This is a genomic window from Enterobacter bugandensis, assembly GCF_900324475.1.
In the GTDB taxonomy this organism is placed as follows: Bacteria; Pseudomonadota; Gammaproteobacteria; order Enterobacterales; family Enterobacteriaceae; genus Enterobacter; species Enterobacter bugandensis.
Genome location: NZ_LT992502.1, coordinates 2291983 through 2314757, shown reverse-complemented (window position 1 = coordinate 2314757; position 22775 = coordinate 2291983). Strand labels below are relative to the sequence as shown.

The following is a 22775-nucleotide window of genomic DNA, read 5'->3' as shown; positions in this document are numbered from 1 at the left end:
AGCATGTTAACGGAACATTGCACTCTCTCACCTGAAGAATGAAAACCGCACGGTGCTGCATTTGATTTTAAAAACAGGGTAAATAGTATGTTGTAACTAAAATAATGCCTGTTTAAACCCGGCCGAAGCCGGGTCACGTAATTAGCAAAGCGGCTTCACCGCTGCGCGTATGCCCTTCAGCAGAATGGCATCAAGATCCCGCGTCACCTGGTCAACCAGACCGTCCACCTTCGTCAGGTCCTGCTCCCAGTGCGCTTCTACGCTCAGCACGGCGTGCACCAGTTCGCGGGTAGCGAGCTGATTATCGCGATGCTGCGCCCATAGCTGTTGATAACGTTCCAGCCAGAACGCATCATCCTGCACCGGATAGTTCTCTCCGTTACGCTCCGCGCGATAAAATGCGATCAGTGCCGCTAACGCAAACGTCAGACGCGCTGGCAGTTGACCTGAGGCCTTCTGCCCTGCCAGCAGCTGCGGAAGAATACGCGTGCGATACTTGGTCATGCCGTTGAGCGCGATGGAAAGCAGCTGGTGTCTGATGTAGGGATTTCGAAAACGCCCTGTTACCGCGCTGGCGAACGACTCCAGTTCGTCGCGGGGCAAATCGAGAACCGGAATAATTTCCTCATAAATTGCTTTTTCGACGAAAGCGCACACGTCTTCATCATTCATCGCCTCGCCAACCGTGTCCAGCCCGGCCTGATAGGCCACCGGTACCAGCGCCGTGTGCGCACCGTTAAGAATGGCGACTTTACGCTCTTTATAGGGCTTGATGTCGTCGACAATCAACACGTTTAACGGGTACTTATCCAGGCGCAGTTCACCAGCCAGCGAGGCTGGCCCCTGAATTACAAACAGATAAAAGTGTTCAGCCGTGTCCAGGAACCCATCGTGATAACCCAGCCCGGCCTCAAGCGTGTCCACTTCATCGCGCGGGTAACCGGTTACGATACGGTCAACCAGCGTTGAGCAGAAGTGGTTTGCCTCGTTCAGCCACTGGATAAAGGCGGCAGGCAGCGCCCACTCCTGGGCATAGCGCAACACAAGTTCACGCAATGCGTCACCGTTGTAGTCAATCAGTTCACACGGAATGATAACCCAGCCCTTGTCAGGCGCGCCGTTAAAGTGGCTAAAGCGCTCAAACAGCAGGCGCGTTAGCTTCGCCGGGTAGCTGACGGCAGGCGCATCGTCGAACTTATCCTCCGCGTGATAGCTGATTCCGGCTTCGGTGGTGTTCGAGAAAACAAAGCGCATATCCGGGCTGTGTGCCAGTTTCAGAAAGGCGTCGTAATCGTCGTAGACGCTGATTTCACGGTTAACAGAGCGGATAAGTCGGGCTTCGCTCACCTCTTCGCCCTGCTCATTCAGGCCACGAATAATGGTGGTGTATAACCCATCTTGCGTGTTCAGCGACGGCGGGAAGTCGCTCTGAATAGGACGAACGATAACCACACCGGCGTTGAGATCGGTATGTTCATTCAAAAGGTCAATTTGCCAGTCGACAAACGCACGCAGGAAATTGCCTTCGCCAAACTGAATAATGCGTTCGGGATACTGCGCACCGGGAAAATCACGACGGTTGAGCGTGTTCACAAGAGGGTTCCTTTTATGATTAGTCATACAGCCTGATAAGATTGGTACGATAACTTATCAAAACTTTACGACCAGAAACCCTGTTTCGATCAATCCCCGGCGTGGTTGTGTAAAAATTATAAGAATTTATAGAACACCGACGTGGCCGTCATAGCGCCGTCCGGCATCAGGGCGTAGCGCGGGATCTCACCGACCTTTTGCCAGCCGGCACGCTGGTAGAAGGTTTCGGCGCCGCTGCCGGTGGAGGTATCGAGCACCAGAACCGAAATGTTTCTGGCCCGGGCCTCAGCTTCCAGCGCTTCCATCAGCGCCATTGCGGCCCCTTTTCGACGCGCTTTTTCATGAACCAGCAGCTTTGCCACGTCCGCACGGTGCGGCTGGTTTTCCGGCTGGTCGGTAATCAGTTGCACCGTGCCGATGACGCCCTCCTGCGGATCAATACTGGCCAGCACCACGCGCTCGTTGCGCCCTACGCTGTCAGCTATGCCGAGCCAGAATGAACGGGCCTTCTCCAGGTTAAAGGGCAGCATAAAGCTGACGGATGCGCCGCCGTTTACGCAGTTTTCGAGGATCCCGGCCAGCGCATCAAGATGAGTGAGAATGTCGTCGCGGGTGAGGTTTTTGATTTGCAGTGAGGTATTCATTTTTTTGTCCTTACGTTGAATACCCTCACTTTGCATTTAACATTTTATTAACGCAAACGGAACAGTCATATGCTTTTGTTATGTCATCTGGCCCGCTGCCGCTGCTGCTTCATGGCATACATTTTTTCATCGGCATCTTTGAGCCACTGCTGCAGGTCGTTGCCGTTATGATCGAATTCGCTCAGCCCCCAGGAGAACAGAAGCGACCACGGATGTAGCTTGCGTGCATTGTAGTTTTCGACCTGCTCGGCGAGATACTGCATGGCTATCCACGCGCCCTTCTCATCCGTATCAGCAAACAGCACGGCAAACTCATCGCCACCAAAACGAACCAGCATATCCGCTTCGCGGAAAGAAGCGCGCATCAGCTGCGCCATGGTCTTTAACGCCTTATCCCCCTCTTCGTGCCCGTAGCGATCGTTAATCTCCTTGAAACGATCCAGATCCAGCCAGCCGAGCGTTAACGGCTCAGCCCGGCGTCGGGCGATGGAGAGCGTGAACCGCACGAGCTGGTTAAAGCCCCGTCGGTTGAATAATCCGGTCAATTCATCCGTGGTCGCCGCGCTGATTGCCGCAAACTCATCTTCAGCCAGCGCGCCCAAATCCCCCAACACGGCGAGATCGGTCGCTGAGAACTCCCGCGGTGCGTAGTCAATCAGGCAAAGCGAGCCAACGCTTGCGCCGTTGCGTAAGCGCAGCGGAAAGCCTGCGTAAAACCGCACGCGAGGTTCGCCGGCCACCAGCGGGTTATCCGCAAAACGATCGTCCTGAAGCATATCCCCGACGATCAGCGGTGCTTCGGTGAGGATGGTATGGCCACAAAAAGAGATGTTGCGCGGAACGGAATCGGGTGCCTGCCCATCCGCCGACTTAACGATCAGCGTATGCTCATCAATAAGGTTGACCATGGCCAGCGGTACCTGGAAAAAGCGTTTTGCCAGACGCGTTAAGCGGTCAAACGCCGGGGAACTGTCAATCTCAAGCAGACCCGATTCGCGCAGCGCGTTAAGTCTGTCAATTTCATTTTCAGGTGTTGCAGGTGCTTTCATAATGTCTCCTGACGTAAAGCGTTACTCAAAGCGTAGCTTAAACCGAGACATTGTCAGCGTTCGACGTCCTGTTAAGCCGCTATCCATTTCACGTCAATGCGTTATGACGATTTGCTCGTCCGCCAGCCGGGTACGAGGCTGCAGGCGGTAAGCGCAGAACGCATTAAATATCATTTTTGGGCGTTCATCTGTATCACCAGCCAGCGGTGGATCACGCTGACGATATAATGTTGCTGCTGCGCGCTCAGCTGCACGCCCTGGGGAATGTTATGCCATTTTGCCAGACAGCCCCGGCAGCAGGTCGCGGTGGCATGCTGGGCGATAAACACCGGGTGGCCACGCATGGGCGTCTGCTTGCCGTCGTTTGCGGGTTGCGCGGGTGCAAGGCGTTTAGCGACAAAATCGGCGGCATGCTGGTCAATGGTTTCGGGGCCTTTGTCCCAGCAGTACTGTCGTTCCTTATTGCCCAAGCGGAAGCGCGAGCGAAACGTTGATCGCGCCAGGCGGGAAAAAAGGGGATCCAGGTCAGACATCAGTATACAGAACGTCCCAGGCGCTGGGTCAGCTTCTCCAGAACCGCCACGCCGGCAAGTGAATTTCCCGTTTCATCCAGCTCCGGGCTCCAGACGGCAATCGCCATTTCATGCGGCACAATCGCCACCACCCCGCCGCCAACGCCCGATTTGGCCGGAAGGCCAACCCGCCAGGCAAACTCCCCGGCGTTCTGATACATGCCGCTGGTAGCCATCAGGGCGTTAACCTGACGCGCCTGAAGCGGGGAAACCACCTCCTGATCGAGATGCGGCGCGTGCCCCTGGTGCGCAAGGAACAGAAACGTCTGGGCCAGCTCAACGCAGTTCATCTTCAGGGCGCAGTAATGGAAGTAGTTTTGCAGCACGGTCGCCACGTCGTTGTGGAAGTTACCGAAGGATTTCATCAGCCAGGCGATAGCCGCGTTGCGGGCAGAGTGTTCAAACTCCGAGCGCGCCACCACCGAATCATAGGCAATGTCGTCCACGCCAGAAAGCTGACGAACAATCTCAAGCATTCGCTGACGCGGTGCGCTGAGGCGGCTTTGCAGCATATCGCAGACCACCAGCGCCCCGGCGTTGATAAAGGGGTTACGCGGTTTACCCTGCTCGATTTCGAGCTGAAGCAGTGAGTTAAAGGGCTGACCGGACGGATCTTTTCCCACGCGCTGCCAGATCTCTTCTTCCTCATACTGGCGCATCGCCGCGACCAGACTCAGCACTTTAGAAATAGACTGAATAGAAAAGCGTTCAGTGGCATCGCCTGCCTGGTATCGCTGTCCGTCTATGGTACAGATAGCGATGCCCAGCTTATTCCCGCTCACCGAGGCAAGGGCCGGAATGTAGTCGGCCACCTTCCCCTTTCCCAATAACGGACGAACCTGCGCCAGAATCTCGTCCAGCATCTCATTATGGATGACCGCAGCCACTCTTTGCTCCTTGCCCTCAGGCTAAAACGGGCTGCGAGTATAACAGAGGCTAATGTATTGCGTCAGGCGCTAAGACGAAAACGCGAAACGGCCTGCAATAAAAGATCGGACTGCTTTTGCAGGCGTTCAGAGGCCTCCGAGGCGTCAGAAACCAGCAGATCCGTCTGGCGCGAGACCTGATTCAGCGCCTGAAGCTGGCGCGTCATCTGGTGAATACTTTCTCCCTGACTGAGCGTGGCGGTCGAGATTTCATTCAGCAAACTGCTTAAATTGCCCACCAGACCGGTGACCTGCTGCAGGTTCTCTTCCATCAGATTCACGGCGCGGGAGCCGTCTTCAATGCCCTGCACGGAGCGGTTGATCAACTCCTGAATGGTCTGCGTCGAGTGGCTGCTCTTTCTCGCCAGGAGCCCGACTTCCCGGGCGACGACGGCAAACCCGCGCCCCTGGTTTCCGGCATGGGCGGCCTCAATGGCGGCGTTGAGCGCCAGAATGTTAGTCTGAAACGCCACGCTGTCGATCATCGCCACGATCCCGCGCATCTCTGACGATCGCTCGACGATCGCCTGCATGGAGGCATTCACGGTCGACATCATCTGGTCGCCTCCTACGGCAGCCTGACGCGCTTCATCCGCGCGCGAGCTGGCGAGGCGGGCATAGCCGGTATTCCCTTCCACGTGGGTTTCCAGCGCCGCGATATGCGCTGTGACCTCCTCCAGCTCCTTTGCCTGACGCGCCGACTGCTGGTACAGCTTCTGGTTTCCCTCGGCGAGGGAGCCAATGTTCTCCACCATCGTGGCTGTGGCGTGGCTGACCTGCGTCACCAGCTGCTGCAAGCCGCGCTGCATGGTGGCAACGCTGTCGCTAAGCTGTCCCGTCTCCCGGTTAAAGCGCATCACGTCCGGCGGCGTGCCGGAGAGATCTCCAGCGGCCAGCCGGTTAATATGTGCAATAAGCCGACGCAACGGCGTAATCACCCACCTGGACATACCGAACCAGACGGCTGCGGCGATGGCGAGCAGCAGAACCGGCGCCAGCAGGAACAACGTTTGCAGACCGGAGAGCTGCGCCATTAAAGCCTGACGCCCCTGCATGGCCTGCGTCTCGCTGGCCTGCTGATAGCGCGCGTAGTTGTCGTTAAAGTCGGTCTGAAACGCCTGTGCCGGCACGGCAAAAAAGGCATCAATCGAGTTGGTTCTGACAAGCGCTTCCGATTGCTCCTTAATGGCATCGTAGAAAAGCTGGTAACTGTTAATCAGCGCCTCATCTTTTGGCGGGCTGAGCGCCAGCCAGGCTTTCCATGCCTGCTGAGAAACCGCCAGCGACTTTTGTGCGTCGTCCATCAGGCTGTGCCAGCTTCCTTCCGAGCCGGTTTCTTTATCCTGCATAAACCAGACGCCGGAGCGGTTGAGCAGATCGCTCGCCGCCAGCAGGGAGACGCGCGCCAGATCCAGCTTGCTCTGCTGCTGATACGCCAGCAGGTTTTGCCGTTCATTGCGCTGAGCTTCCTTCAGGGAGGCGTTCAGCAGAAAGGATGAGGAGAGCTGCAGCGCGGAGAAAAGGCCAATAATACAAAAGATACCCGTCAGCAGGCCAAACTGGCGAGGGATAAGACGCTGCGCAATACGGCGAAAAATTTGCGTTAGGTTCATAATTTTCTTCAGTAACAAGACGTTAGACGCGTGCGAGTCTACGAAACGAAAATGACAGAACCATTGCAGATAAATGACAACGGCCCTCGTGATGAGGGCCGAATAAATTACACGCGATCCTTCCACACCGTCTGCACATTACAGAACTCGTGCAAACCAAAATGGGAAAGCTCGCGGCCAAAGCCACTTTTCTTCACGCCACCAAAGGCCACGCGCGCGTCGCTGGCGCTGTATCCGTTGATAAACACCCCGCCGCACTCCAGCTCGCGAGAGAATTTATCCGCAAGCGCTGCGTCGGCGGTGAAGACCGTGGCAGACAGGCCAAAGTCGCTGTCATTGGCAAGCGTCAGGGCGTGCGCCGCGTCTTTCGCAACGGTAATGGCCGCGACCGGACCAAACAGCTCCTGGCGGAAGGCCGTCATCGACGGGGTGACGTTCGCCAGCACGGTTGGCGCGTAATAATTCCCCTCACCGCTGATTTTCTCTCCCCCCAGCAGCAGCGTTGCCCCTTCTGCCAGGCTCGCCTGCACCTGCTGATGCAGTTCATCGCGCAGATCATAGCGCGCCATCGGGCCAAGGTAGTTCTCTTCTTCATCCGGCGAGCCCATCTTTAACGCGGAGACGGCGTCAACGAAGCGTCGGGTAAAGGTGTCTGCAATACCCTCTTCCACAATGAACCGTTTGGCCGCCGCGCACACCTGCCCGGTATTCTGGTAGCGCCCTGCTACCGCCGCCTTCACGGCAAGATCCAGGTCGGCATCGTTGAGAACGATGAACGGGTCAGAACCCCCCAGCTCAAGAACGCATTTTTTCAGAGCCGCCCCCGCCTGCGCGCCAATGGCTGCCCCGGCGCGCACGCTGCCGGTGACGGTTACCGCCGCAATGCGACGATCGTTAATCGCCTGGCTTACGCCGTCATTGGTGGCGTTCACCCAGCCGAATACCCCTTCAGGGAAGCCGGCGTCCGCAAAAATCTGCGCGATAAGTTCCGCCGAGCCGAGCACGTTGGGCGCGTGTTTGAGCAGATAGCTGTTACCTGCCAGCAGGATCGGCACCGCGCCGCGCAGCACCTGCCAGAGCGGGAAGTTCCATGGCATCACCGCCAGAATTGGCCCCAGCGGACGATACTCGATGACCGCGTTGTCATTCTCGACCTGCGTGGGTTCAGCATTCAGCATCGCCGGGCCATGTTCGGCATACCAGTCGCAAAGGCCCGCTGATTTCGCCACTTCCGCCCGCGCCTGCTGAATGGGTTTTCCCATCTCGCGGGACATCATCCGGGCCATCTCTTCCGCGCGACCGCGCAGCGCGGTGCCGAGATCGCGCAGCTTCTGCGCCCGGTGGGCTACGCTTTCGCACCGCCAGTGACGAAAGCCCGCATCAGCCAGCGCGATGGCACGTTCAACCTCTTCCTGCGTCGCCCACGGATACGAGGCGAGCGTTTCGCCCGTTGCAGGGTTAACGGACAGAGCATGTGTAGCAGATGAATATTTCATGATGTTCTCCACGCATTTCGGTTGATTAAGTGTGGCTCACTCTGCTATTTCTTAAAAATGAATAATACTGACCACCTTATTCACGAAACGAGAATGCTATGGACTTAACCCAGCTTGAAATGTTCAACGCCGTCGCGCTGACGGGCAGCATCACCCAGGCGGCGCAGAAGGTGCATCGCGTTCCTTCGAATCTGACGACCCGCATCCGCCAGCTAGAGGCCGATCTTGGCGTGGAGCTGTTTATTCGTGAGAACCAGCGTTTACGCTTATCTCCCGCCGGGCATAACTTCCTGCGCTACAGCAGGCAGATCATGGCGCTGGTGGATGAAGCGCGCATGGTCGTCGCGGGCGATGAGCCGCAGGGGCTGTTTGCCCTCGGCGCGCTGGAGAGCACCGCCGCCGTGCGCATCCCTGAGACGCTGGCGCAGTTTAACCAGCGCTATCCGCGCATCCAGTTTGCCCTGTCTACCGGGCCGTCCGGGACGATGATTGATGGCGTACTGGAGGGAACCCTGAGCGCCGCCTTTGTCGACGGGCCGCTGTCGCACCCGGAGCTGGAGGGGATGCCGGTCTACCGGGAAGAGATGATGCTGGTCACCCCTGCCGGGCAGACGGAGGTAACGCGCGCTGCGCAGGTGAGCGGCAGCGATGTTTATGCCTTTCGCGCAAACTGCTCGTATCGCCGACACCTGGAGAGCTGGTTTCATGCAGACAGAGCCGCGCCGGGACGCATTCATGAGATGGAGTCCTATCACGGCATGCTCGCCTGCGTCATCGCGGGCGCGGGCATCGCGCTGATGCCGCGCTCAATGCTGGAAAGTATGCCGGGCCACCATCAGGTTGAAGCCTGGCCGCTGGCGGAAAACTGGCGCTGGCTCACTACCTGGCTGGTGTGGCGACGCGGGGCGATGACCCGCCAGCTGGAAGCCTTTATAGCGCTGCTAAACGAACGTCTTCAACCAGCGCCTTCTCCATAAACAGGCTGAGCGGATCGTCCACATATGGGGCAAACGCCGGACGCCGATCGTAGCCGCTTCGTTCATAAAGACGAATCGCGGCATGCTGTTTGATGCCCGTTTCCAGCCGTACGGTATGGCAGTGACGGCTCAGGGCCTCATCTTCCAGCGCGGCCAGCAGCTTCTCAGCCAGATGTTGCCCGCGATGGGCCGGATCGATATAAACCCGCTTCATCTCCCCCGTTCCGTCGCCGTTGAGCACGATAGCTCCACAGCCAACGGCCTGAAGCTGCGGGTCGCGGACGATCATCAGGATAAGGGATGTCGCGGGCAGTTCTGAAAGATCGAGCAGATGGTTGCTTTCGGCGGGATAGAGTTCGCTCTGATAACGGTCGAGGGCCGCAATCAGCATAAGAATGTCCGGGTGACGTGCAGATTCAGAGGTAATGGAATACATGGCAGGCTCCTTGCTTTATTTGTGAAACTCAATGTCAACATAGCGCAGGCCTGCCAGGCTACTTCATAGTATTAACTTATCGCGCAGCCGCTAGCGTAAAAAGATCCGCCCTTTCAGGTACAGGGTGGCCTGACCAGCAATGAGTACGCGGTCGCCCTTCAGCTCGCAGCGAAGATCCCCGCCGCGGTACGACACCTGGCGGGCGTTAAGCGACGTCTTACCCAGCCTTTCACTCCAGTAGGGGATCAGCATGCTGTGCGTGGACCCGGTAACCGGATCCTCCGGCACCCCTTCGCCCGGGCAGAAAAAGCGGCTGACGAAGTCATATTCCCCTTCGCCCGGCGCGGTTACGCAGACCATTTTGCCCAGCGGAACCATCGCGCCAATATCCGGCATTAATGCCTCCACCTGCTGCTGGCTCTCCAGCACCACGCAGTAGTCTCGCCCGACGCGCACCTCTTTTGCCGCCGGGATGCCCAGCGCGCTAAACAGTGCAGGCGGTGGGTTATCGACAACCTCCGTGGACCATGCGGGGAAATCCAGCGTCAGCCAGTCGCCGCTGCGTTTGACCGTCAGCTCCCCTACGAAGCGCGTGGTAAAGTGGATTTCCGTATGCGGATAGTCCAGATACTCAAAAATGACGTGTGATGCCGCGAGGGTCGCATGGCCGCAGAGGTTAATTTCATGCAGCGTGGTGAACCAGCGCAGTTCAAATCCGCCGTCGGTTCGCACTAAAAACGCGGTTTCCGACTGGTTATGCTGCTGTGCCATCTTGAGAAGCGTCTCGTCCGGCAGCCACTCTTCCAGAGGACATACCGCTGCCGCGTTGCCGCCAAAGGTTTTGTCGCTGAAGGCATCCACCAGATAAAAATCAATTTCCCGCATTGTCTCTTCCTCTTTTGTTATCAGTTTTAGCGCAGATACACAGTGCCTTTCAGGTAGCACGACGCCTGACCGCTCATCAATACGCGCTCCCCTTTCAGCTCGCAGCGCACATCCCCGCCGCGCGCCGAAACCTGACGGGCAAACATTGCCGTTTTCCCCAGCTTTTCGCTCCAGTAGGGGATCAGCATCGTGTGCGCGGATCCAGTCACCGGATCTTCCGGAACGGCAACGCCCGGTGAGAAGAAGCGGCTGACAAAGTCATATTCCCCTTCACCCGGTGCCGTCACGCTCACTTTATGCTCGCCCGGCGTCATTGCCGAAAAGCGCGGCGCAAGCGCTTCAACCTGCCGGGGATTTTCCAGCACAATCACCCAGGCGCGGCCTTTACGGGCTTCAACGTAATGGCGGATACCGAGCGCCGCGAGCATCTCCGGCGGCGGCGTCTCTTCACGGGTCGGGCACGCCGGGAAGTCCAGCGTCATCCACTCTCCCTCCCGGCTGACCGTCAGTCGGCCAGAGGCGGTATCAAAGTGGATCCGCGAGTCGGGGTAATCGAGTTCATTAAACAGAACGTACGCGGCGGCCAGGGTGGCGTGACCGCAGAGATTGACTTCAGTGAGCGTGGTAAACCAGCGTAGCTCAATGCCGCCCTTAGTGCAGACGAAAAATGCGGTTTCCGACTGATTATGCTGCTGCGCCATTTTCAGTAACGTCTCATCCGGCAGCCATTCGTTCAGCGGGCAAACCGCTGCCGGATTGCCGCCGAACGAGGTATTGCTGAATGCATCTACCAGATAAAAATCAATCTCCTGCATTGTCTTACCGCCTGTCTTTGCTGTGTCGTACTTTTATATTCAATGAAAACAACGCCCCCGGCTACCGCTTTCATAAGGTAAATATTGAGATCTGCGTCACATAATGGTTGAGTTTTCGCCGTATGACGTTTTAAGATCGCCTTCTCATCTTTCCAGCAACGAATCTCCGACATCCCTATGACAACGAACACAGTTTCCCGCAGGGTCGCGTGGCTACGCGTGGTCACGCTGGCCATTGCCGCATTTATTTTTAACACCACAGAATTTGTTCCGGTTGGGCTGTTGTCTGACATAGCAGAAAGCTTCCGGATGGAAACGGCGCAGGTGGGGATTATGTTAACTATCTACGCCTGGGTGGTGGCTCTGATGTCTTTGCCGTTTATGTTGCTGACCAGCCAGATGGAGCGGCGCAGGCTGTTGATCGGCCTGTTTGCCCTGTTCATTGCCAGCCATGTCCTGTCGTTTATGGCGTGGAATTTTACGGTGCTGGTCATTAGCCGCATCGGCATTGCCTTTGCCCACGCGGTATTCTGGTCGATCACCGCGTCGCTGGCTATTCGGCTCGCGCCGGCGGGTAAACGCGCCCAGGCCTTGAGCCTGATTGCCACCGGTACCGCGCTGGCGATGGTGCTGGGGCTGCCCATTGGCCGCATCGTAGGACAGTACTTCGGCTGGCGTACCACCTTCTTTGCCATCGGCATGGGCGCGCTGGTGACGCTGGTGTGTCTGATTAAGCTGCTGCCCGCGCTGCCAAGCGAACACTCCGGCTCGCTGAAAAGCCTGCCGCTGCTGATGCGTCGCCCGGCGCTGCTGAGTATCTACCTGCTTACCGTTATCGTGGTTACCGCGCACTACACGGCGTACAGCTACATTGAACCGTTTGTGCAGGTGGTCGCGGGCTTTAGCGCAAACTTTGCCACCCTCTTACTGCTCATTCTCGGCGGCGCGGGCATTATTGGCAGCGTGCTGTTTGGTAAACTGGGTAACCAGCATGCCTCCTTGCTGGTGAGCAGCGCCATCGGCCTGCTGCTGGCGTGCCTGGTGCTGCTGCTGCCTGCGTCAGGCAGCGAAAGCCAGCTGGCGATCCTGAGCCTGTTCTGGGGCGTGGCGATCATGATTATTGGTCTCGGCATGCAGGTGAAAGTCCTGGCCCTGGCGCCGGATGCCACGGACGTGGCGATGTCGCTGTTCTCGGGGATTTTCAATCTGGGGATTGGCGCGGGGGCGCTGGTGGGCAATCAGATTAGCCTGCACGTATCGATGTCGGCGATTGGCTATCTGGGGGCGATTCCGGCGCTCGTCGCGCTCGTCTGGTCGGTACTCATCTTCCGCAAGTGGCCGGTGGCGCTGGAGGAACAAGGGCAGCACGGGTGAGGTTTATTTATGCCGGGTGGCGCATGGCGTCCTGAAATCAGGACGCCCGTACGATGCCATACTGCATGGGGAAATTACTTGCGTGGCATAACCGTATCGACAACATCAGCAGGTCGGATTGACCCACAGTATAAGTATTAATACTGTCTTTCTTCCTCTCCACCCAGATAGACATATCTTTCATGGGTTATGTCAGCCTGGCACTGATAGATATTAATTCTTGTTTCAACAGGCGTGGCAGTGGAAGACGCATCACTGATCTTCCCGCATTTTTTAGCTTTCTCGTTAATCCAGAGATTCTGTTCTTTTTTCATAGAGGCCCTGACTGACTCTGGAAGAGATTTCCAGAGATTATTGAGTTGACTATCGTTCTCAGAATAGGCCAGCACTGCATCGTTTAATTTGTTGTTGAGATCGGCTTTCTCAAATTCGGATTTATTCATGGCCAGCATAGTCATATCGACCAATGATTGGGAGACATAATCTCTGTCAGAATATTCATAGGATGCTGAAATGTCTTTCTCATTGTCCGCCAGGGATAATATATATACAAAATTATCCCATTGAACACTGTTATTAAGCACCTTGCCACCACCTTGATTTATCCGCTCTAGTTTCTGAGGATAGGCTGCAATAAACCCAAGGATTTCCGTAGGTATGGCGAGCGTGACCTTAGCGGAGCAACTGCGGTTTGAATCATTTTTATCAAATGGTTTAGTTGTAACATTCTCCAGATGAATGGCTATTTGATTTGCTTTTTCCTGGTATGATTTAAGTGGTTTTCCATAAAATTGCGAAGGCGTTGCCAGATACGTTTCCTGCAATTTACTCATTGCATCATCTCTGATTTTTGCTTGCATAGCAGCAACGGCATCCTCACGACCACATTTAAATTCGGGCGCAGAATCGAACAAGCCTGCAGTGGCAGTAAATGAAAACAGCAACGTACTGAGTACGATAAAAGAATATTTTGCACGCATGACACTATCCTGAAAAGAAATGAGTGCAGTACATTACTTTAAGAACTAACGAGCGACAAGTCTGGCTATGCTCATTTAACCCGGTTTGAATTAAAAAAGTATTTTTCCGGAATTTATTTGTATTCATTTAATAAATACTTTACATACCGGGTAAGGGTAATCCGCCACCCGGCACTGACATCAGTGGTAGGTCTTAATAATCTCCAGCACGCCGTTAATAATAAACTGCACGCCCATACAGACCAGTAAGAAGCCCATCAGACGGGAAATCGCCTCGATTCCGCCCTTGCCCACCCAGCGCATGATCGCACCGGAACTGCGCAGAGACGCCCACACGATAACCCCAATAAGTGCAAAAATTAGCGGTGGCGCAACGGTCAGTACCCAGTCCGGGAAGGTAGAGCTGTCGCGCACCGTCGATGCAGAACTGATGATCATCGCGATGGTACCCGGCCCGGCCGTACTCGGCATGGCCAGCGGTACAAAAGCAATATTCGCGCTCGGTTCGGACTCCAGCTCTTCAGATTTGCTGGTTGCCTCCGGAGACTCGTGCGCTTTTTGCGCCGGGAACAGCATGCGGAAGCCGATAAAGGCCACAATCAGCCCGCCCGCTATACGCAGCCCGGGAATTGAAATCCCGAAGGTGTTCATCACCAGCTGTCCGGCGTAGTAGGCCACCATCATAATGGCAAACACATACACCGAAGCCATCATCGACTGATGGTTGCGCTCGGCGCTGTTCATATTCCCTGCCAGCCCCAGGAACAGCGCCACCGTCGTTAACGGGTTAGCTAACGGCAGCAGTACCACCAGCCCGAGACCAATTGCTTTAATCAAATCCAACATAGTGCGTCGTTGTCCTTATCCACATTTAACATCGCAATTATAGGGTGAAAGTGTGACGTTCAGCCATCGGCGCAACGTAACGATAGTTTTCCTTTGGGAACGATACCCGTTTGTTATCTTCCTGATTTGAAAGGTTGCAAAAAACGTTCATGAAACGTTTTAGCAATTCGTGGCATCGGCTGATTCATTCAGTTGACTTATACTTGCCTGAGCAATAATATCTGCCGTGATTAAACTACTTGCCAGGGCAACCATTGTGAAAAGCACCAGTGATATCTTTAACGACGTTGTTCCGCTGGGTCGTCTTATTCATATGGTTAACCAGAAAAAAGATCGCCTGCTCAATGACTACCTGTCACCGCTGGATATCACCGCAACACAGTTCAAAGTGCTGTGTTCCATTCGCTGCGAAGTGTGTATCACGCCGGTTGAGCTGAAAAAGGTGCTCTCTGTCGATCTGGGTGCGTTAACCCGCATGCTCGATCGTCTCGTCTGCAAAGGATGGGTAGAACGAAGCCCTAACCCGAATGACAAACGCGGCGTACTGGTCAGGCTCACCAGCGATGGTGCGGCTATGTGCGAGCAATGTCATCAATTAGTAGGACAAACACTGCATCAGGAACTAACAAAAAACTTAACGGCAGATGAAGTGGCTACCCTTGAGCTTTTGCTGAAGAAAATACTGCCGTAAACAGAAAAAGAGGTATGACGATGTCCAGACGCAATACTGACGCTATCACTATTCATAGCATTTTGGACTGGATCGAAGATAACCTGGAATCGCCGCTCTCCCTTGAAAAAGTGTCTGAGCGTTCAGGTTACTCCAAATGGCACCTGCAACGGATGTTCAAAAAAGAGACCGGTCATTCATTAGGTCAATATATTCGCAGCCGCAAGCTGACGGAAATTGCCCAGAAACTGAAAGAAAGCAATGAACCGATCCTTTATCTGGCGGAGCGTTACGGATTTGAATCACAGCAAACCCTCACGCGTACGTTCAAGAACTATTTTGACGTGCCGCCTCATAAGTACCGAATTACCAGCGTGCCGGGTGAATCCCGTTACCTGTATCCGTTAAAACACTGTAGTTAATCATCGCCTGTAAAAGACGTAACCGAGGAAAAAATGAAAGTTACCGCCTCCGCCGCCCTCGCCTTGCTGGTGCTGTTTTCCAGCCAGACCTTCGCGGAGCAAACCCCAGGTGCAACGCAGCAAAATAATCATGACACGATGATTTTGCCGTCAGCACATGACCAGTCGCCTTATGATTTCAACCACATGGGTGCTGGTAGCGACAAATCCGACGAATTAGGCGTGCCTTATTATAATCAGCACGGCCTCTGATTCGTTTTTGCCCCGCAGCCGCGGGGCTTTTTTATGCCCTATCCCCTTACCCGCGCCGCCCGGCGAACCCGCAGGCCAAACACGTTGATGTACAGCCCGGCCATGATCAGCACGGCACCGAGCAGCTGCAGCGCGCTCAGCGTTTCATCCAGCAGTATCGCCGCACTGGCAAGCCCCACTACCGGAACCAGCAAAGACAGCGGCGCGACGCGCCAGGTCTCATAGCGCCCCAGCAGCGAACCCCAGATCCCGTAGCCCACGATGGTGGCGACAAACGCCAGATAGATGAGAGAAAGGATCGTGGTCAGATCGATCTCGACCAGGCTGTTCAGCATCACCTCCGGGCCATCCAGAATAAACGACGCCACCAGAAACGGGATTATCGGAATCAATGCGCTCCAGACCACCAGGGACATCACCTGAGGCCTCGCCTCGTGCTGCATAATCAGCTTGTTGAAAATATTGCCGCACGCCCAGCTCAGCCCCGCCGCCAGCGTGAGCATAAACCCGAGCAGCGCCACATCCTGACCGTTCAGGCTGGCTTCAATCAGCACCAGCACGCCAAATACCGCCAGCGTTATCCCCGCCAGCTGCTTGCCCTGCAGGCGTTCGCCAAACACAAATGCGCCGAGAATAATGGTAAAGAACGCCTGCGCCTGTAAAACCAGCGAGGCCAGACCGGCCGGCATGCCGAACTTGATGGCGCAGAAGAGAAACGCGAACTGGCCAAAGCTGATGGTCAGACCGTAGCCCAGCAGCAGTTTTAACGGGATTTTCGGACGGGCGACGAAAAAGAGCGCCGGGAACGCCACCAGCATAAAACGCAAACCGGCCAGCATCAGCGGGGGCATGTTGTGCAATCCCAGCTTGATGACCACAAAATTGAGCCCCCATACCACGACCACCAGCAACGCCAGCAGTCCGTCTTTACGCGTCATACCCTGCCCCTGAATTATTAATAATTTGTTAACACTTCAAGGTAACAGAAAAAAGTGTGCCGCGAGAAGATCATTATTTCTGGCAGGCAGCTGAAGCACTTAGGGATAAATCGGGTGCTATACAAGCCCCTTATGTCATGGTAATCCTGTTAACACTCGTCTAAAAAAAGCATAAGCAACCGTCGGGAAGGAATATGAAACCATCTCTCAGGCGCTCAACCGCAGCGCTGCTGGCATCGTCATTGTTATTAACCATCGGTCGGGGGGCAACGCTGCCGTTCATGACCATTTATCTCACGCGCGTGTTTAATATGAGCGTCGAGAATATTGGTTATGCCCTGACGATTGCGCTGACCGTTGGCGTGGTGTTCAGCCTGGGATTTGGCATTCTGGCCGATAAGTTTGATAAAAAACGCTATATGCTGATCGCGATCGTGGCTTTTATCGCCGGTTTTGTCGCGATTCCGCTGGTGGATAACGTCACCCTGGTAGTGCTGTTCTTTTCCCTGATCAACTGCGCCTATTCCGTCTTTTCGACGGTGCTGAAAGCCTGGTTCTCGGACGTGCTGACCTCCAGCCAGAAAGCGCGCGTCTTCTCGCTCAACTACAGCTTCCTGAACATTGGCTGGACGATAGGGCCGCCGATTGGCACCCTGCTGGTGATGTACAGCCTGCAGCTGCCGTTCTGGCTGGCGGCCTTCTGCGCAGCGCTGCCGCTCGGGTTTATACATTTCTTCGTGCAAAAAAGCGTCGCGCTGGATACCGCCGAGGAGAAGATGCCCTGGCAGCCGTCGGTGCTGCTGAAAGATCGCGCCCTGTTCTGGTTCACCCTCTCCGGCCTGCTCGCGTCTTACGTGGGCGGATCGTTCGCCAGCTGCATTTCGCAATACGTACTGGCCGCCAATGCCGACAGCGATTTTGCCCAGAAGGTGGTCGCCGTGGTGCTGCCCGTTAACGCCGCCGTGGTGGTGACGCTGCAGTACGCGCTGGGGCGGAAGATCTCCGCCAGCAATATTCGGCCTTTAATGACCGCCGCAACGCTGTTTTTTATCCTGGGTCTGGGAGGCTTTATGCTCTCCGGGGAGAACCTGATTTACTGGGGCATCGCCGCCGCCATCTTTACGCTGGGTGAGATTATCTACGCACCGGGTGAATACATGCTGATCGACAACATCGCCCCGCCGGGGATGAAGGCGAGCTATTTTTCCGCGCAGGCGCTGGGCTGGCTCGGCGCGGCGGCAAACCCGATGATCACCGGCATTATCCTGACCAACCTGCCGCACTGGTCGCTGTTTGCAATCATGATGGTTGCCATCGTCGTTGCCTGGCTGATGATTTTGCGGGGAATGAGCGTGAAGGCGTGGAACGAATCCCCCAAAGCGGCGTAAAAAATAGTGGCCGGGTAAGGCGAAGCCGCCCCCCGGCAATAACGCATCAGTGGTGCAGCATCTCCTCCACCACCTGCTCTTTGTACATCTCGTTTGGATAATAGGTTGGCCAGTTGTCCATCTCTTTCAGCAGCGCCTCGTGGGAGGTATTGCCCATAAAAATATGGAAGTGCGATGAGGCTTTCGGCCCGATGATGTGGTCGCTGAACTGCACGAACTTCGGCGCCTTGCTGTCGGCATCCTTACACTCAAACAGATAGCGAACGCCTTTTTTGCCCGATGCGTAGGTCAGAATTTTGTAGCCACTGTAGTCATACTGACAGCTGCTGACCGCCTTGCCTCTGTGGAATTCCATTACGTTATTTTCAATACCGATGGCATCCACGTCCGTGGCATATCCCTTGCGGTAGTACGCTTTCACCTCGTCAAAGGTTTTGCTTTTATCCTTCTGCGCTTTCTGTTTGAAGACCGGATCCAGCGAACCGTCCAGCAGGAACGGATACACCGACTGCCAGGTGCCATCCCAGTCGGACAGCGTTCTGTCCTTCACGTCTTTATCCTCAAACACGCCGTTCGCCGCTTTCTGTTCCGCTTCGGTCATCTGATGGCCGTGCGAGTGAGCAAACAGCTGGCCACTGACCAGCAGCGCCCCCAGAGTCATGGCAAATTTTCCAATATGTGCAGCCAAAGTAACGCCCTCATTCCGTTTTATAAGAATGAGGATGTTATATTATAACATTTCAGATCGCAACCAGCCCGCGAACGCCCTCCTGCTCCATATTTTCGCCCCTCCCGCGCTGAATGATAGTGCCGCGGGACATCAGGAGATAGCTGTCGGCCAGCTCGGCGGCAAAGTCGTAAAACTGCTCGACGAGCAGGATTGCCATGTCGCCTCTGTTTGCCAGGGTGCGGATCACCTGGCCAATCTCTTTGATGACGGAAGGCTGTATGCCTTCCGTCGGTTCGTCCAGAATCAACAGCTGCGGACGGCTCGCCAGCGCGCGACCAATCGCCAGCTGCTGCTGCTGCCCGCCGGAGAGATCGCCCCCGCGGCGGTGCTTCATCTCTTTGAGAACCGGAAACAGCTGCCAGATCTCGTCAGGAACCTGCTTCGCCTCGCGGGCGGAAAAACGCGACAGCCCGAGCAGAAGGTTCTCTTCCACGGTCAGGCGCGGGAAAATCTCGCGACCCTGCGGGACATACGCCACGCCGGACTGCACCCGCTGGTGCGGCCTGCTGTGGGTGATCGTTTTACCCTGCCAAATGACCTCCCCGGTTTTCGCCGGGATCAACCCCATCAGGCACTTCAGCAGCGTGGTTTTCCCGACGCCGTTGCGCCCCAGCAGACAGGTGACTTCGCCGGCAGCGGCTTCAAAGCTCACGCCGCGCAGGATATGGCTGCCGCCGTAGTACTGATTCAGTTCGTTAACCTGTAACATCATCGCTCCTTAGCGGCCCAGATAGACCTCAATCACCTGCTCGTTGGCCTGCACCTCGCGAAGCGAGCCTTCCGCCAGCACGCGCCCCTGATGCAGCACCGTGACGTGGTCGGCAATCGTTTCAACAAAGCCCATGTCGTGCTCCACCACCATCAGCGAATGCTTGCCCGCCAGGGTTTTGAACAGCTCGGCGGTGTATTCCGTTTCCGCATCGGTCATCCCGGCGGCGGGTTCATCCAGCAGCAGCAGGTGCGGGTCCTGCACCAACAGCATGCCGATCTCCAGGAACTGTTTCTGCCCGTGCGAAAGCAGCCCGGCGCGACGGTCCCGCTCGCTACCAAGACGCAGAAGAACCAGCATCTCGTCAATGCGGTCCCGCTGCTCGCCGTTGAGTTTTGCCCACAGGCTCGCCCAGACGGATTTATCGGTTTTCATGGCGATCTCAAGGTTTTCCCACACCGTCAGCGCTTCAAAGACCGTGGGTTTCTGGAATTTTCGGCCAATCCCCTGACGGGCAATGGCCGCAGGCTCCAGCCCGGTCAGGTCGATAGACTGGTCGTAAATCGCTCTCCCGCTTTTGGGCCGGGTTTTGCCGGTAATCACGTCCATCAGCGTGGTTTTACCCGCCCCGTTGGGGCCAATCACGCAGCGCAACTCGCCCACGCCGATATTCAGGGTGAGATCGGTCAGCGCCTGGAAGCCGTCGAAACTGACGTTAATGGCCTCAAGCTGAAGCACCGGGTCAGTCTGGTCCCGGTAGCGATCGCCGGGCAACTGGCGGGTAAATAACTCTTCCGTTGGCTGCATTATTTCTCTCCCTTACGCAACAGACCGTAGACGCCGCGCGGCAGGAACAGCGTGACGGCGATAAAAATCAGCCCCAGAAACAGCTGCCAGTACTCCGGCATGGCAACGGTAAAGAAGCTTTTCGCCCCGTTCACCAGCGCCGCGCCAATCACCGGCCCCACCAGGGTGCCGCGCCCGCCCAGCGCCACCCAGATGGCGGCTTCTATCGAGTTGGTCGGCGACATTTCACCGGGGTTAATGATGCCCACCTGCGGAACGTACAGCGCCCCCGCCAGGCCGCACAGCACGGCGGAGAGCGTCCACACCAGCAGCTTGAACCCGCGCGGATCGTACCCGCAGAACGTCAGGCGGTTTTCCGCGTCGCGCACGGCGGTCAGGATGCGGCCAAACTTGCTCTTCGCCAGCGCAAATCCGGTGCCCAACGCCAGAAGCAGCAACAGCACCGTCGCCAGGAACAGCGCGATGCGGGTGGTCGTTTCCGTCACCGAAAACCCAAGCAGCGTGGTAAAACCGGTGAAGCCGTTATTGCCGCCAAAGCCGGTTTCGTTACGAAAGAACAGCAGCATGCCCGCGTAGGTCAGCGCCTGGGTCATAATCGAGAAGTAAACCCCTTTGATCTTCGAGCGGAAGGCAAACCAGCCAAACACCAGCGCCAGCAAACCCGGCACCATCACGATCAGCACCAGCGCCCAGGCAAAGTGCTGGGTGCCCCACCAGAACCACGGCAGCTCGCTCCAGGAGAGAAACGACATAAACGCGGGCAGGCCGTCGCCTGACGCCTGGCGCATCAGGTACATGCCCATCGCATAGCCGCCCAGGGCGAAGAAGATGCCGTGTCCAAGAGAGAGCATGCCGGCGTAGCCCCACACCAGATCCAGCGCCACCGCAACGATGGCATAGCAGAGGATCTTGCCAATGAGCGTCAGCATCCAGGTCGACAGCGCCAGCGGATGCGTCGCGGGCAGCAAGGCGAAAAACGGTAAAATCAGCAAACACGCCACCAGCAGGCTGCCTGCAATCTGTGTCGTTCGCGGCGCTTTACGCGCCAGCGTTAAGGTCAGCGGCTGGCTCATCAGTCAATCACCCTCCCTTTTAGCGCAAACAGCCCCTGAGGGCGCTTCTGGATAAACAGGACGATCGCCACCAGAATCACGATCTTGCCCAGCACCGCCCCCATCTGCGGCTCAAGGATTTTATTGAAAATGCCCAGCCCGAACGCGGCGGCCACGCTGCCTGCCAGCTGGCCTACGCCACCGAGAACGACTACGAGGAACGAGTCGATGATGTACCCCTGACCAAGCTCCGGCCCGACGTTACCAAGCTGGGATAACGCCACGCCGCCTAACCCGGCGATCCCTGAGCCCAGCCCAAACGCCAGCATATCGACGCGCCCGGTCGGTACCCCGCAGCAGGCGGCCATGCTGCGGTTTTGCGTCACCGCGCGCACGTTCAGACCAAGACGGGTTTTATTCAGAATCAGCCAGGTGAAGAACAGCACCAGCAGCACGAAGCCCAGCACCACAATGCGGTTCCACGGCAGGGTCAGGTTTGCAAAAACCTGCACCCCGCCGGAAAGCCATGCCGGGTTTGCCACCTCCAGGTTCTGGGCACCAAAGGTCATGCGCACCAGCTGGATGAGCATCAGGCTGATCCCCCAGGTCGCCAGCAGCGTTTCCAGCGGACGACCGTACAGGTGACGTATCACGGTGCGCTCCAGCACCATTCCAATGCCCGCAGTCAGGCAGAATGCCACCGGCAAGGCGATAACGGGATAGAGCGCCAGCCACTGAGGGGCAAGCCCGGCCATTGCCTGCTGCACCATCCACGTGGCGTACGCCCCCAGCATCAGCATCTCGCCGTGGGCCATGTTAATGACGCCCAGCAGGCCGTAGGTGATCGCGAGCCCCAGCGCGGCCAGCAGCAACACCGACCCCAGAGAAAGCCCCATAAACGCCTGGCCCAGCAGATCGCCCCACATCAGGCGATGCGTAATCTGGCTAAGGCTCTCTTCTGCGGCCGCGCGCACGCCGGCGTCCGGCTCGGTCTGCGCCTGGGTAAACGGCGTGAGTCTGGACTGTACGTCCGGATCGTCTGACTGGCCCAGCAGTTCGACGGCCCTGCGGCGCACCTCCGGCTGCGGGCTCGCCAGCTGGAGATTCGCTACCGCCAGCAGGAGCGCCTGCCGCGCCACAGCGTCCGCTTCATCCCCGGCGCGCTTTTCCAGAAAAGCGAGCATGTCGAGCTGAGCATCCCGCTGCAGCTGCCGGGCTGCCGCCCGCCTTTCGGTGACACTGTCACTAACAAGCTGATGCGTGGCAATGGCCGTTGCAGCCAGCACGCGCAGCCGGTTTGTCAGGCGTACGGCTTTGGTTTGCCCTACTGCCGCGCGGGCGTCACCGAGCGAAACCATTTCGCCATTACGCTTCGCAAAGGCGTGCTTTTGGCTGTCGGTATACAGGTTTTCCTTTTGCAGGGACTGAAGCAGCGGAAGCCTGGCGGCATCCGGCGCGGCGGCCCACTGCGTGAGGAGCTCCGCCTGCTGGCCGCGGCTGGCGGCAACAAAACGATCGGCATCCGATGCCTGCGCCATCCCTGGCAGCAGTCCGGAAAGCCATACAAGAGCGATGAACATGCGCATGGCGTTCATGACGTT

24 protein-coding genes are annotated in these 22775 nt (G+C 56.8%); 6 read left to right on the top strand and 18 right to left on the bottom strand.

From position 1 onward, the window contains the following. Window positions 1–141: 141 nt before the first annotated feature. The 7 genes from DG357_RS11290 to sad form a co-directional block, all read right to left on the bottom strand. Window positions 142–1593 (bottom strand): tagaturonate reductase, encoded by a 1452-nt coding sequence (locus DG357_RS11290; protein WP_088205431.1) that lies wholly within the window; start codon window positions 1591–1593, stop codon window positions 142–144. A 116-nt stretch (window positions 1594–1709) separates the two neighbouring features. Next, window positions 1710–2237, bottom strand: a complete 528-nt coding sequence (locus DG357_RS11285) for a GNAT family N-acetyltransferase (RefSeq protein WP_045260516.1) — start codon at window positions 2235–2237, stop codon at window positions 1710–1712. 83 nt (window positions 2238–2320) lie between these two features. Further along, entirely contained in the window at window positions 2321–3286 is a 966-nt protein-coding gene (locus DG357_RS11280; protein ID WP_028013150.1) for a sensor domain-containing diguanylate cyclase, read from the bottom strand. A 170-nt stretch (window positions 3287–3456) separates the two neighbouring features. Continuing rightward, window positions 3457–3819 carry a DUF4186 domain-containing protein gene (locus tag DG357_RS11275; RefSeq protein WP_045260515.1) on the bottom strand — a complete coding sequence of 121 codons (363 nt, stop codon included), beginning with the start codon at window positions 3817–3819 and terminating at the stop codon, window positions 3457–3459. Continuing rightward, on the bottom strand, window positions 3819–4745 hold the full coding sequence (gene glsB / locus DG357_RS11270; RefSeq protein ID WP_028013148.1) for a glutaminase B: 927 nt from the start codon (window positions 4743–4745) through the stop codon (window positions 3819–3821). The genes DG357_RS11275 and glsB overlap by 1 nt, the downstream gene beginning before the upstream one ends. A gap of 62 nt (window positions 4746–4807) precedes the next feature. Beyond that, entirely contained in the window at window positions 4808–6397 is a 1590-nt protein-coding gene (locus DG357_RS11265; protein WP_088205430.1) for a methyl-accepting chemotaxis protein, read from the bottom strand. Between the two features lie 107 nt (window positions 6398–6504). After that, window positions 6505–7893: a succinate-semialdehyde dehydrogenase gene (sad, locus tag DG357_RS11260; RefSeq protein WP_048958829.1), complete on the bottom strand. Its 1389-nt coding sequence runs from the start codon at window positions 7891–7893 to the stop codon at window positions 6505–6507. A gap of 98 nt (window positions 7894–7991) precedes the next feature. Here sad and ptrR point away from each other — a divergent pair, with 98 nt between their 5' ends. Next, on the top strand, window positions 7992–8870 hold the full coding sequence (ptrR, locus tag DG357_RS11255; RefSeq protein ID WP_088205429.1) for a putrescine utilization regulator PtrR: 879 nt from the start codon (window positions 7992–7994) through the stop codon (window positions 8868–8870). Here ptrR and DG357_RS11250 read toward each other — a convergent pair. From DG357_RS11250 to DG357_RS11240, 3 genes are all read right to left on the bottom strand, one after another. Continuing rightward, window positions 8824–9306 (bottom strand): GNAT family N-acetyltransferase, encoded by a 483-nt coding sequence (locus DG357_RS11250; RefSeq protein WP_047368544.1) that lies wholly within the window; start codon window positions 9304–9306, stop codon window positions 8824–8826. The two genes, ptrR and DG357_RS11250, sit on opposite strands and share 47 nt — an antisense overlap. A 90-nt stretch (window positions 9307–9396) precedes the next feature. Further along, window positions 9397–10191, bottom strand: a complete 795-nt coding sequence (locus tag DG357_RS11245) for a PhzF family phenazine biosynthesis protein (protein ID WP_088205428.1) — start codon at window positions 10189–10191, stop codon at window positions 9397–9399. A 26-nt stretch (window positions 10192–10217) separates the two neighbouring features. After that, a complete protein-coding gene (locus tag DG357_RS11240; RefSeq protein ID WP_045260510.1) occupies window positions 10218–11006 on the bottom strand; it encodes a PhzF family phenazine biosynthesis protein in 789 nt (262 codons plus the stop codon). A gap of 177 nt (window positions 11007–11183) precedes the next feature. Here DG357_RS11240 and DG357_RS11235 point away from each other — a divergent pair, with 177 nt between their 5' ends. Then, window positions 11184–12380, top strand: a complete 1197-nt coding sequence (locus tag DG357_RS11235; RefSeq protein WP_088205427.1) for a sugar transporter — start codon at window positions 11184–11186, stop codon at window positions 12378–12380. A 137-nt stretch (window positions 12381–12517) separates the two neighbouring features. Here the strand turns inward: DG357_RS11235 and DG357_RS11230 are convergent, their stop codons facing one another. Together DG357_RS11230 and DG357_RS11225 are read right to left on the bottom strand one after the other, a co-directional pair. After that, entirely contained in the window at window positions 12518–13360 is an 843-nt protein-coding gene (locus DG357_RS11230) for a lysozyme inhibitor LprI family protein (protein WP_069732968.1), read from the bottom strand. 180 nt (window positions 13361–13540) lie between these two features. Beyond that, window positions 13541–14206: a MarC family NAAT transporter gene (locus tag DG357_RS11225; protein WP_041909999.1), complete on the bottom strand. Its 666-nt coding sequence runs from the start codon at window positions 14204–14206 to the stop codon at window positions 13541–13543. Window positions 14207–14462: 256 nt separating this feature from the next. On the opposite strand from DG357_RS11225, the gene marR reads away from it, so the two are divergent. The 3 genes from marR to marB are packed head-to-tail and all read left to right on the top strand — an operon-like array spanning window position 14463 to window position 15550. Beyond that, on the top strand, window positions 14463–14897 hold the full coding sequence (gene marR / locus DG357_RS11220; RefSeq protein ID WP_028013139.1) for a multiple antibiotic resistance transcriptional regulator MarR: 435 nt from the start codon (window positions 14463–14465) through the stop codon (window positions 14895–14897). A 20-nt stretch (window positions 14898–14917) separates the two neighbouring features. After that, window positions 14918–15298 carry an MDR efflux pump AcrAB transcriptional activator MarA gene (marA, locus tag DG357_RS11215; protein ID WP_008502237.1) on the top strand — a complete coding sequence of 127 codons (381 nt, stop codon included), beginning with the start codon at window positions 14918–14920 and terminating at the stop codon, window positions 15296–15298. A gap of 33 nt (window positions 15299–15331) precedes the next feature. Continuing rightward, complete coding sequence (gene marB / locus DG357_RS11210) at window positions 15332–15550, top strand: multiple antibiotic resistance protein MarB (RefSeq protein WP_028013138.1); 219 nt, start codon at window positions 15332–15334, stop codon at window positions 15548–15550. 38 nt (window positions 15551–15588) lie between these two features. On the opposite strand, the gene eamA is transcribed toward marB, so the two are convergent. Continuing rightward, the gene (eamA, locus tag DG357_RS11205; RefSeq protein WP_028013137.1) at window positions 15589–16488 is read right to left on the bottom strand and encodes an O-acetylserine/cysteine exporter; all 900 of its coding nucleotides are present in this window, start codon (window positions 16486–16488) and stop codon (window positions 15589–15591) included. A gap of 194 nt (window positions 16489–16682) precedes the next feature. Between eamA and ydeE the strand changes: the two genes are divergently transcribed. Continuing rightward, window positions 16683–17876 carry an efflux MFS transporter YdeE gene (ydeE, locus tag DG357_RS11200; RefSeq protein ID WP_028013136.1) on the top strand — a complete coding sequence of 398 codons (1194 nt, stop codon included), beginning with the start codon at window positions 16683–16685 and terminating at the stop codon, window positions 17874–17876. 46 nt (window positions 17877–17922) lie between these two features. Here ydeE and zinT read toward each other — a convergent pair whose 3' ends face one another. Genes zinT through urtB form a run of 5 tightly spaced genes read right to left on the bottom strand, consistent with a single transcriptional unit; the run spans window position 17923 to window position 22769 of the window. Continuing rightward, the gene (zinT, locus tag DG357_RS11195) at window positions 17923–18564 is read right to left on the bottom strand and encodes a metal-binding protein ZinT (protein ID WP_028013135.1); all 642 of its coding nucleotides are present in this window, start codon (window positions 18562–18564) and stop codon (window positions 17923–17925) included. Window positions 18565–18616: 52 nt separating this feature from the next. Further along, window positions 18617–19315: an urea ABC transporter ATP-binding subunit UrtE gene (urtE, locus tag DG357_RS11190; protein WP_048958836.1), complete on the bottom strand. Its 699-nt coding sequence runs from the start codon at window positions 19313–19315 to the stop codon at window positions 18617–18619. Between the two features lie 9 nt (window positions 19316–19324). Then, window positions 19325–20122, bottom strand: a complete 798-nt coding sequence (gene urtD / locus DG357_RS11185) for an urea ABC transporter ATP-binding protein UrtD (protein WP_088205426.1) — start codon at window positions 20120–20122, stop codon at window positions 19325–19327. Then, entirely contained in the window at window positions 20122–21195 is a 1074-nt protein-coding gene (urtC, locus tag DG357_RS11180) for an urea ABC transporter permease subunit UrtC (RefSeq protein ID WP_045630411.1), read from the bottom strand. The genes urtD and urtC overlap by 1 nt, the downstream gene beginning before the upstream one ends. Further along, on the bottom strand, window positions 21195–22769 hold the full coding sequence (gene urtB, locus DG357_RS11175; protein WP_063154052.1) for an urea ABC transporter permease subunit UrtB: 1575 nt from the start codon (window positions 22767–22769) through the stop codon (window positions 21195–21197). Before urtB ends, urtC begins: the two co-directional genes overlap by 1 nt. Between the last annotated feature and the right edge of the window lie 6 nt (window positions 22770–22775).

Bases quoted from the DNA above. Each gene is read 5' to 3' on its own strand.
- DG357_RS11285 (WP_045260516.1), bottom strand. From the start codon at position 2,237: ATGAATACCTCACTGCAAATCAAAAACCTCACCCGCGACGACATTCTC.
- DG357_RS11280 (WP_028013150.1), bottom strand. From the start codon at position 3,286: ATGAAAGCACCTGCAACACCTGAAAATGAAATTGACAGACTTAACGCG.
- DG357_RS11240 (WP_045260510.1), bottom strand. From the start codon at position 11,006: ATGCAGGAGATTGATTTTTATCTGGTAGATGCATTCAGCAATACCTCG.
- DG357_RS11230 (WP_069732968.1), bottom strand. From the start codon at position 13,360: ATGCGTGCAAAATATTCTTTTATCGTACTCAGTACGTTGCTGTTTTCA.
- eamA (WP_028013137.1), bottom strand. From the start codon at position 16,488: ATGACGCGTAAAGACGGACTGCTGGCGTTGCTGGTGGTCGTGGTATGG.
- urtB (WP_063154052.1), bottom strand. From the start codon at position 22,769: ATGAACGCCATGCGCATGTTCATCGCTCTTGTATGGCTTTCCGGACTG.
- urtD (WP_088205426.1), bottom strand. From the start codon at position 20,122: ATGCAGCCAACGGAAGAGTTATTTACCCGCCAGTTGCCCGGCGATCGC.
- marB (WP_028013138.1), top strand. From the start codon at position 15,332: ATGAAAGTTACCGCCTCCGCCGCCCTCGCCTTGCTGGTGCTGTTTTCC.
- DG357_RS11275 (WP_045260515.1), bottom strand. From the start codon at position 3,819: ATGTCTGACCTGGATCCCCTTTTTTCCCGCCTGGCGCGATCAACGTTT.
- urtC (WP_045630411.1), bottom strand. From the start codon at position 21,195: ATGAGCCAGCCGCTGACCTTAACGCTGGCGCGTAAAGCGCCGCGAACG.
- DG357_RS11235 (WP_088205427.1), top strand. From the start codon at position 11,184: ATGACAACGAACACAGTTTCCCGCAGGGTCGCGTGGCTACGCGTGGTC.
- DG357_RS11245 (WP_088205428.1), bottom strand. From the start codon at position 10,191: ATGCGGGAAATTGATTTTTATCTGGTGGATGCCTTCAGCGACAAAACC.
- DG357_RS11250 (WP_047368544.1), bottom strand. From the start codon at position 9,306: ATGTATTCCATTACCTCTGAATCTGCACGTCACCCGGACATTCTTATG.
- sad (WP_048958829.1), bottom strand. From the start codon at position 7,893: ATGAAATATTCATCTGCTACACATGCTCTGTCCGTTAACCCTGCAACG.
- urtE (WP_048958836.1), bottom strand. From the start codon at position 19,315: ATGTTACAGGTTAACGAACTGAATCAGTACTACGGCGGCAGCCATATC.
- ydeE (WP_028013136.1), top strand. From the start codon at position 16,683: ATGAAACCATCTCTCAGGCGCTCAACCGCAGCGCTGCTGGCATCGTCA.
- ptrR (WP_088205429.1), top strand. From the start codon at position 7,992: ATGGACTTAACCCAGCTTGAAATGTTCAACGCCGTCGCGCTGACGGGC.
- DG357_RS11265 (WP_088205430.1), bottom strand. From the start codon at position 6,397: ATGAACCTAACGCAAATTTTTCGCCGTATTGCGCAGCGTCTTATCCCT.
- DG357_RS11225 (WP_041909999.1), bottom strand. From the start codon at position 14,206: ATGTTGGATTTGATTAAAGCAATTGGTCTCGGGCTGGTGGTACTGCTG.
- marA (WP_008502237.1), top strand. From the start codon at position 14,918: ATGTCCAGACGCAATACTGACGCTATCACTATTCATAGCATTTTGGAC.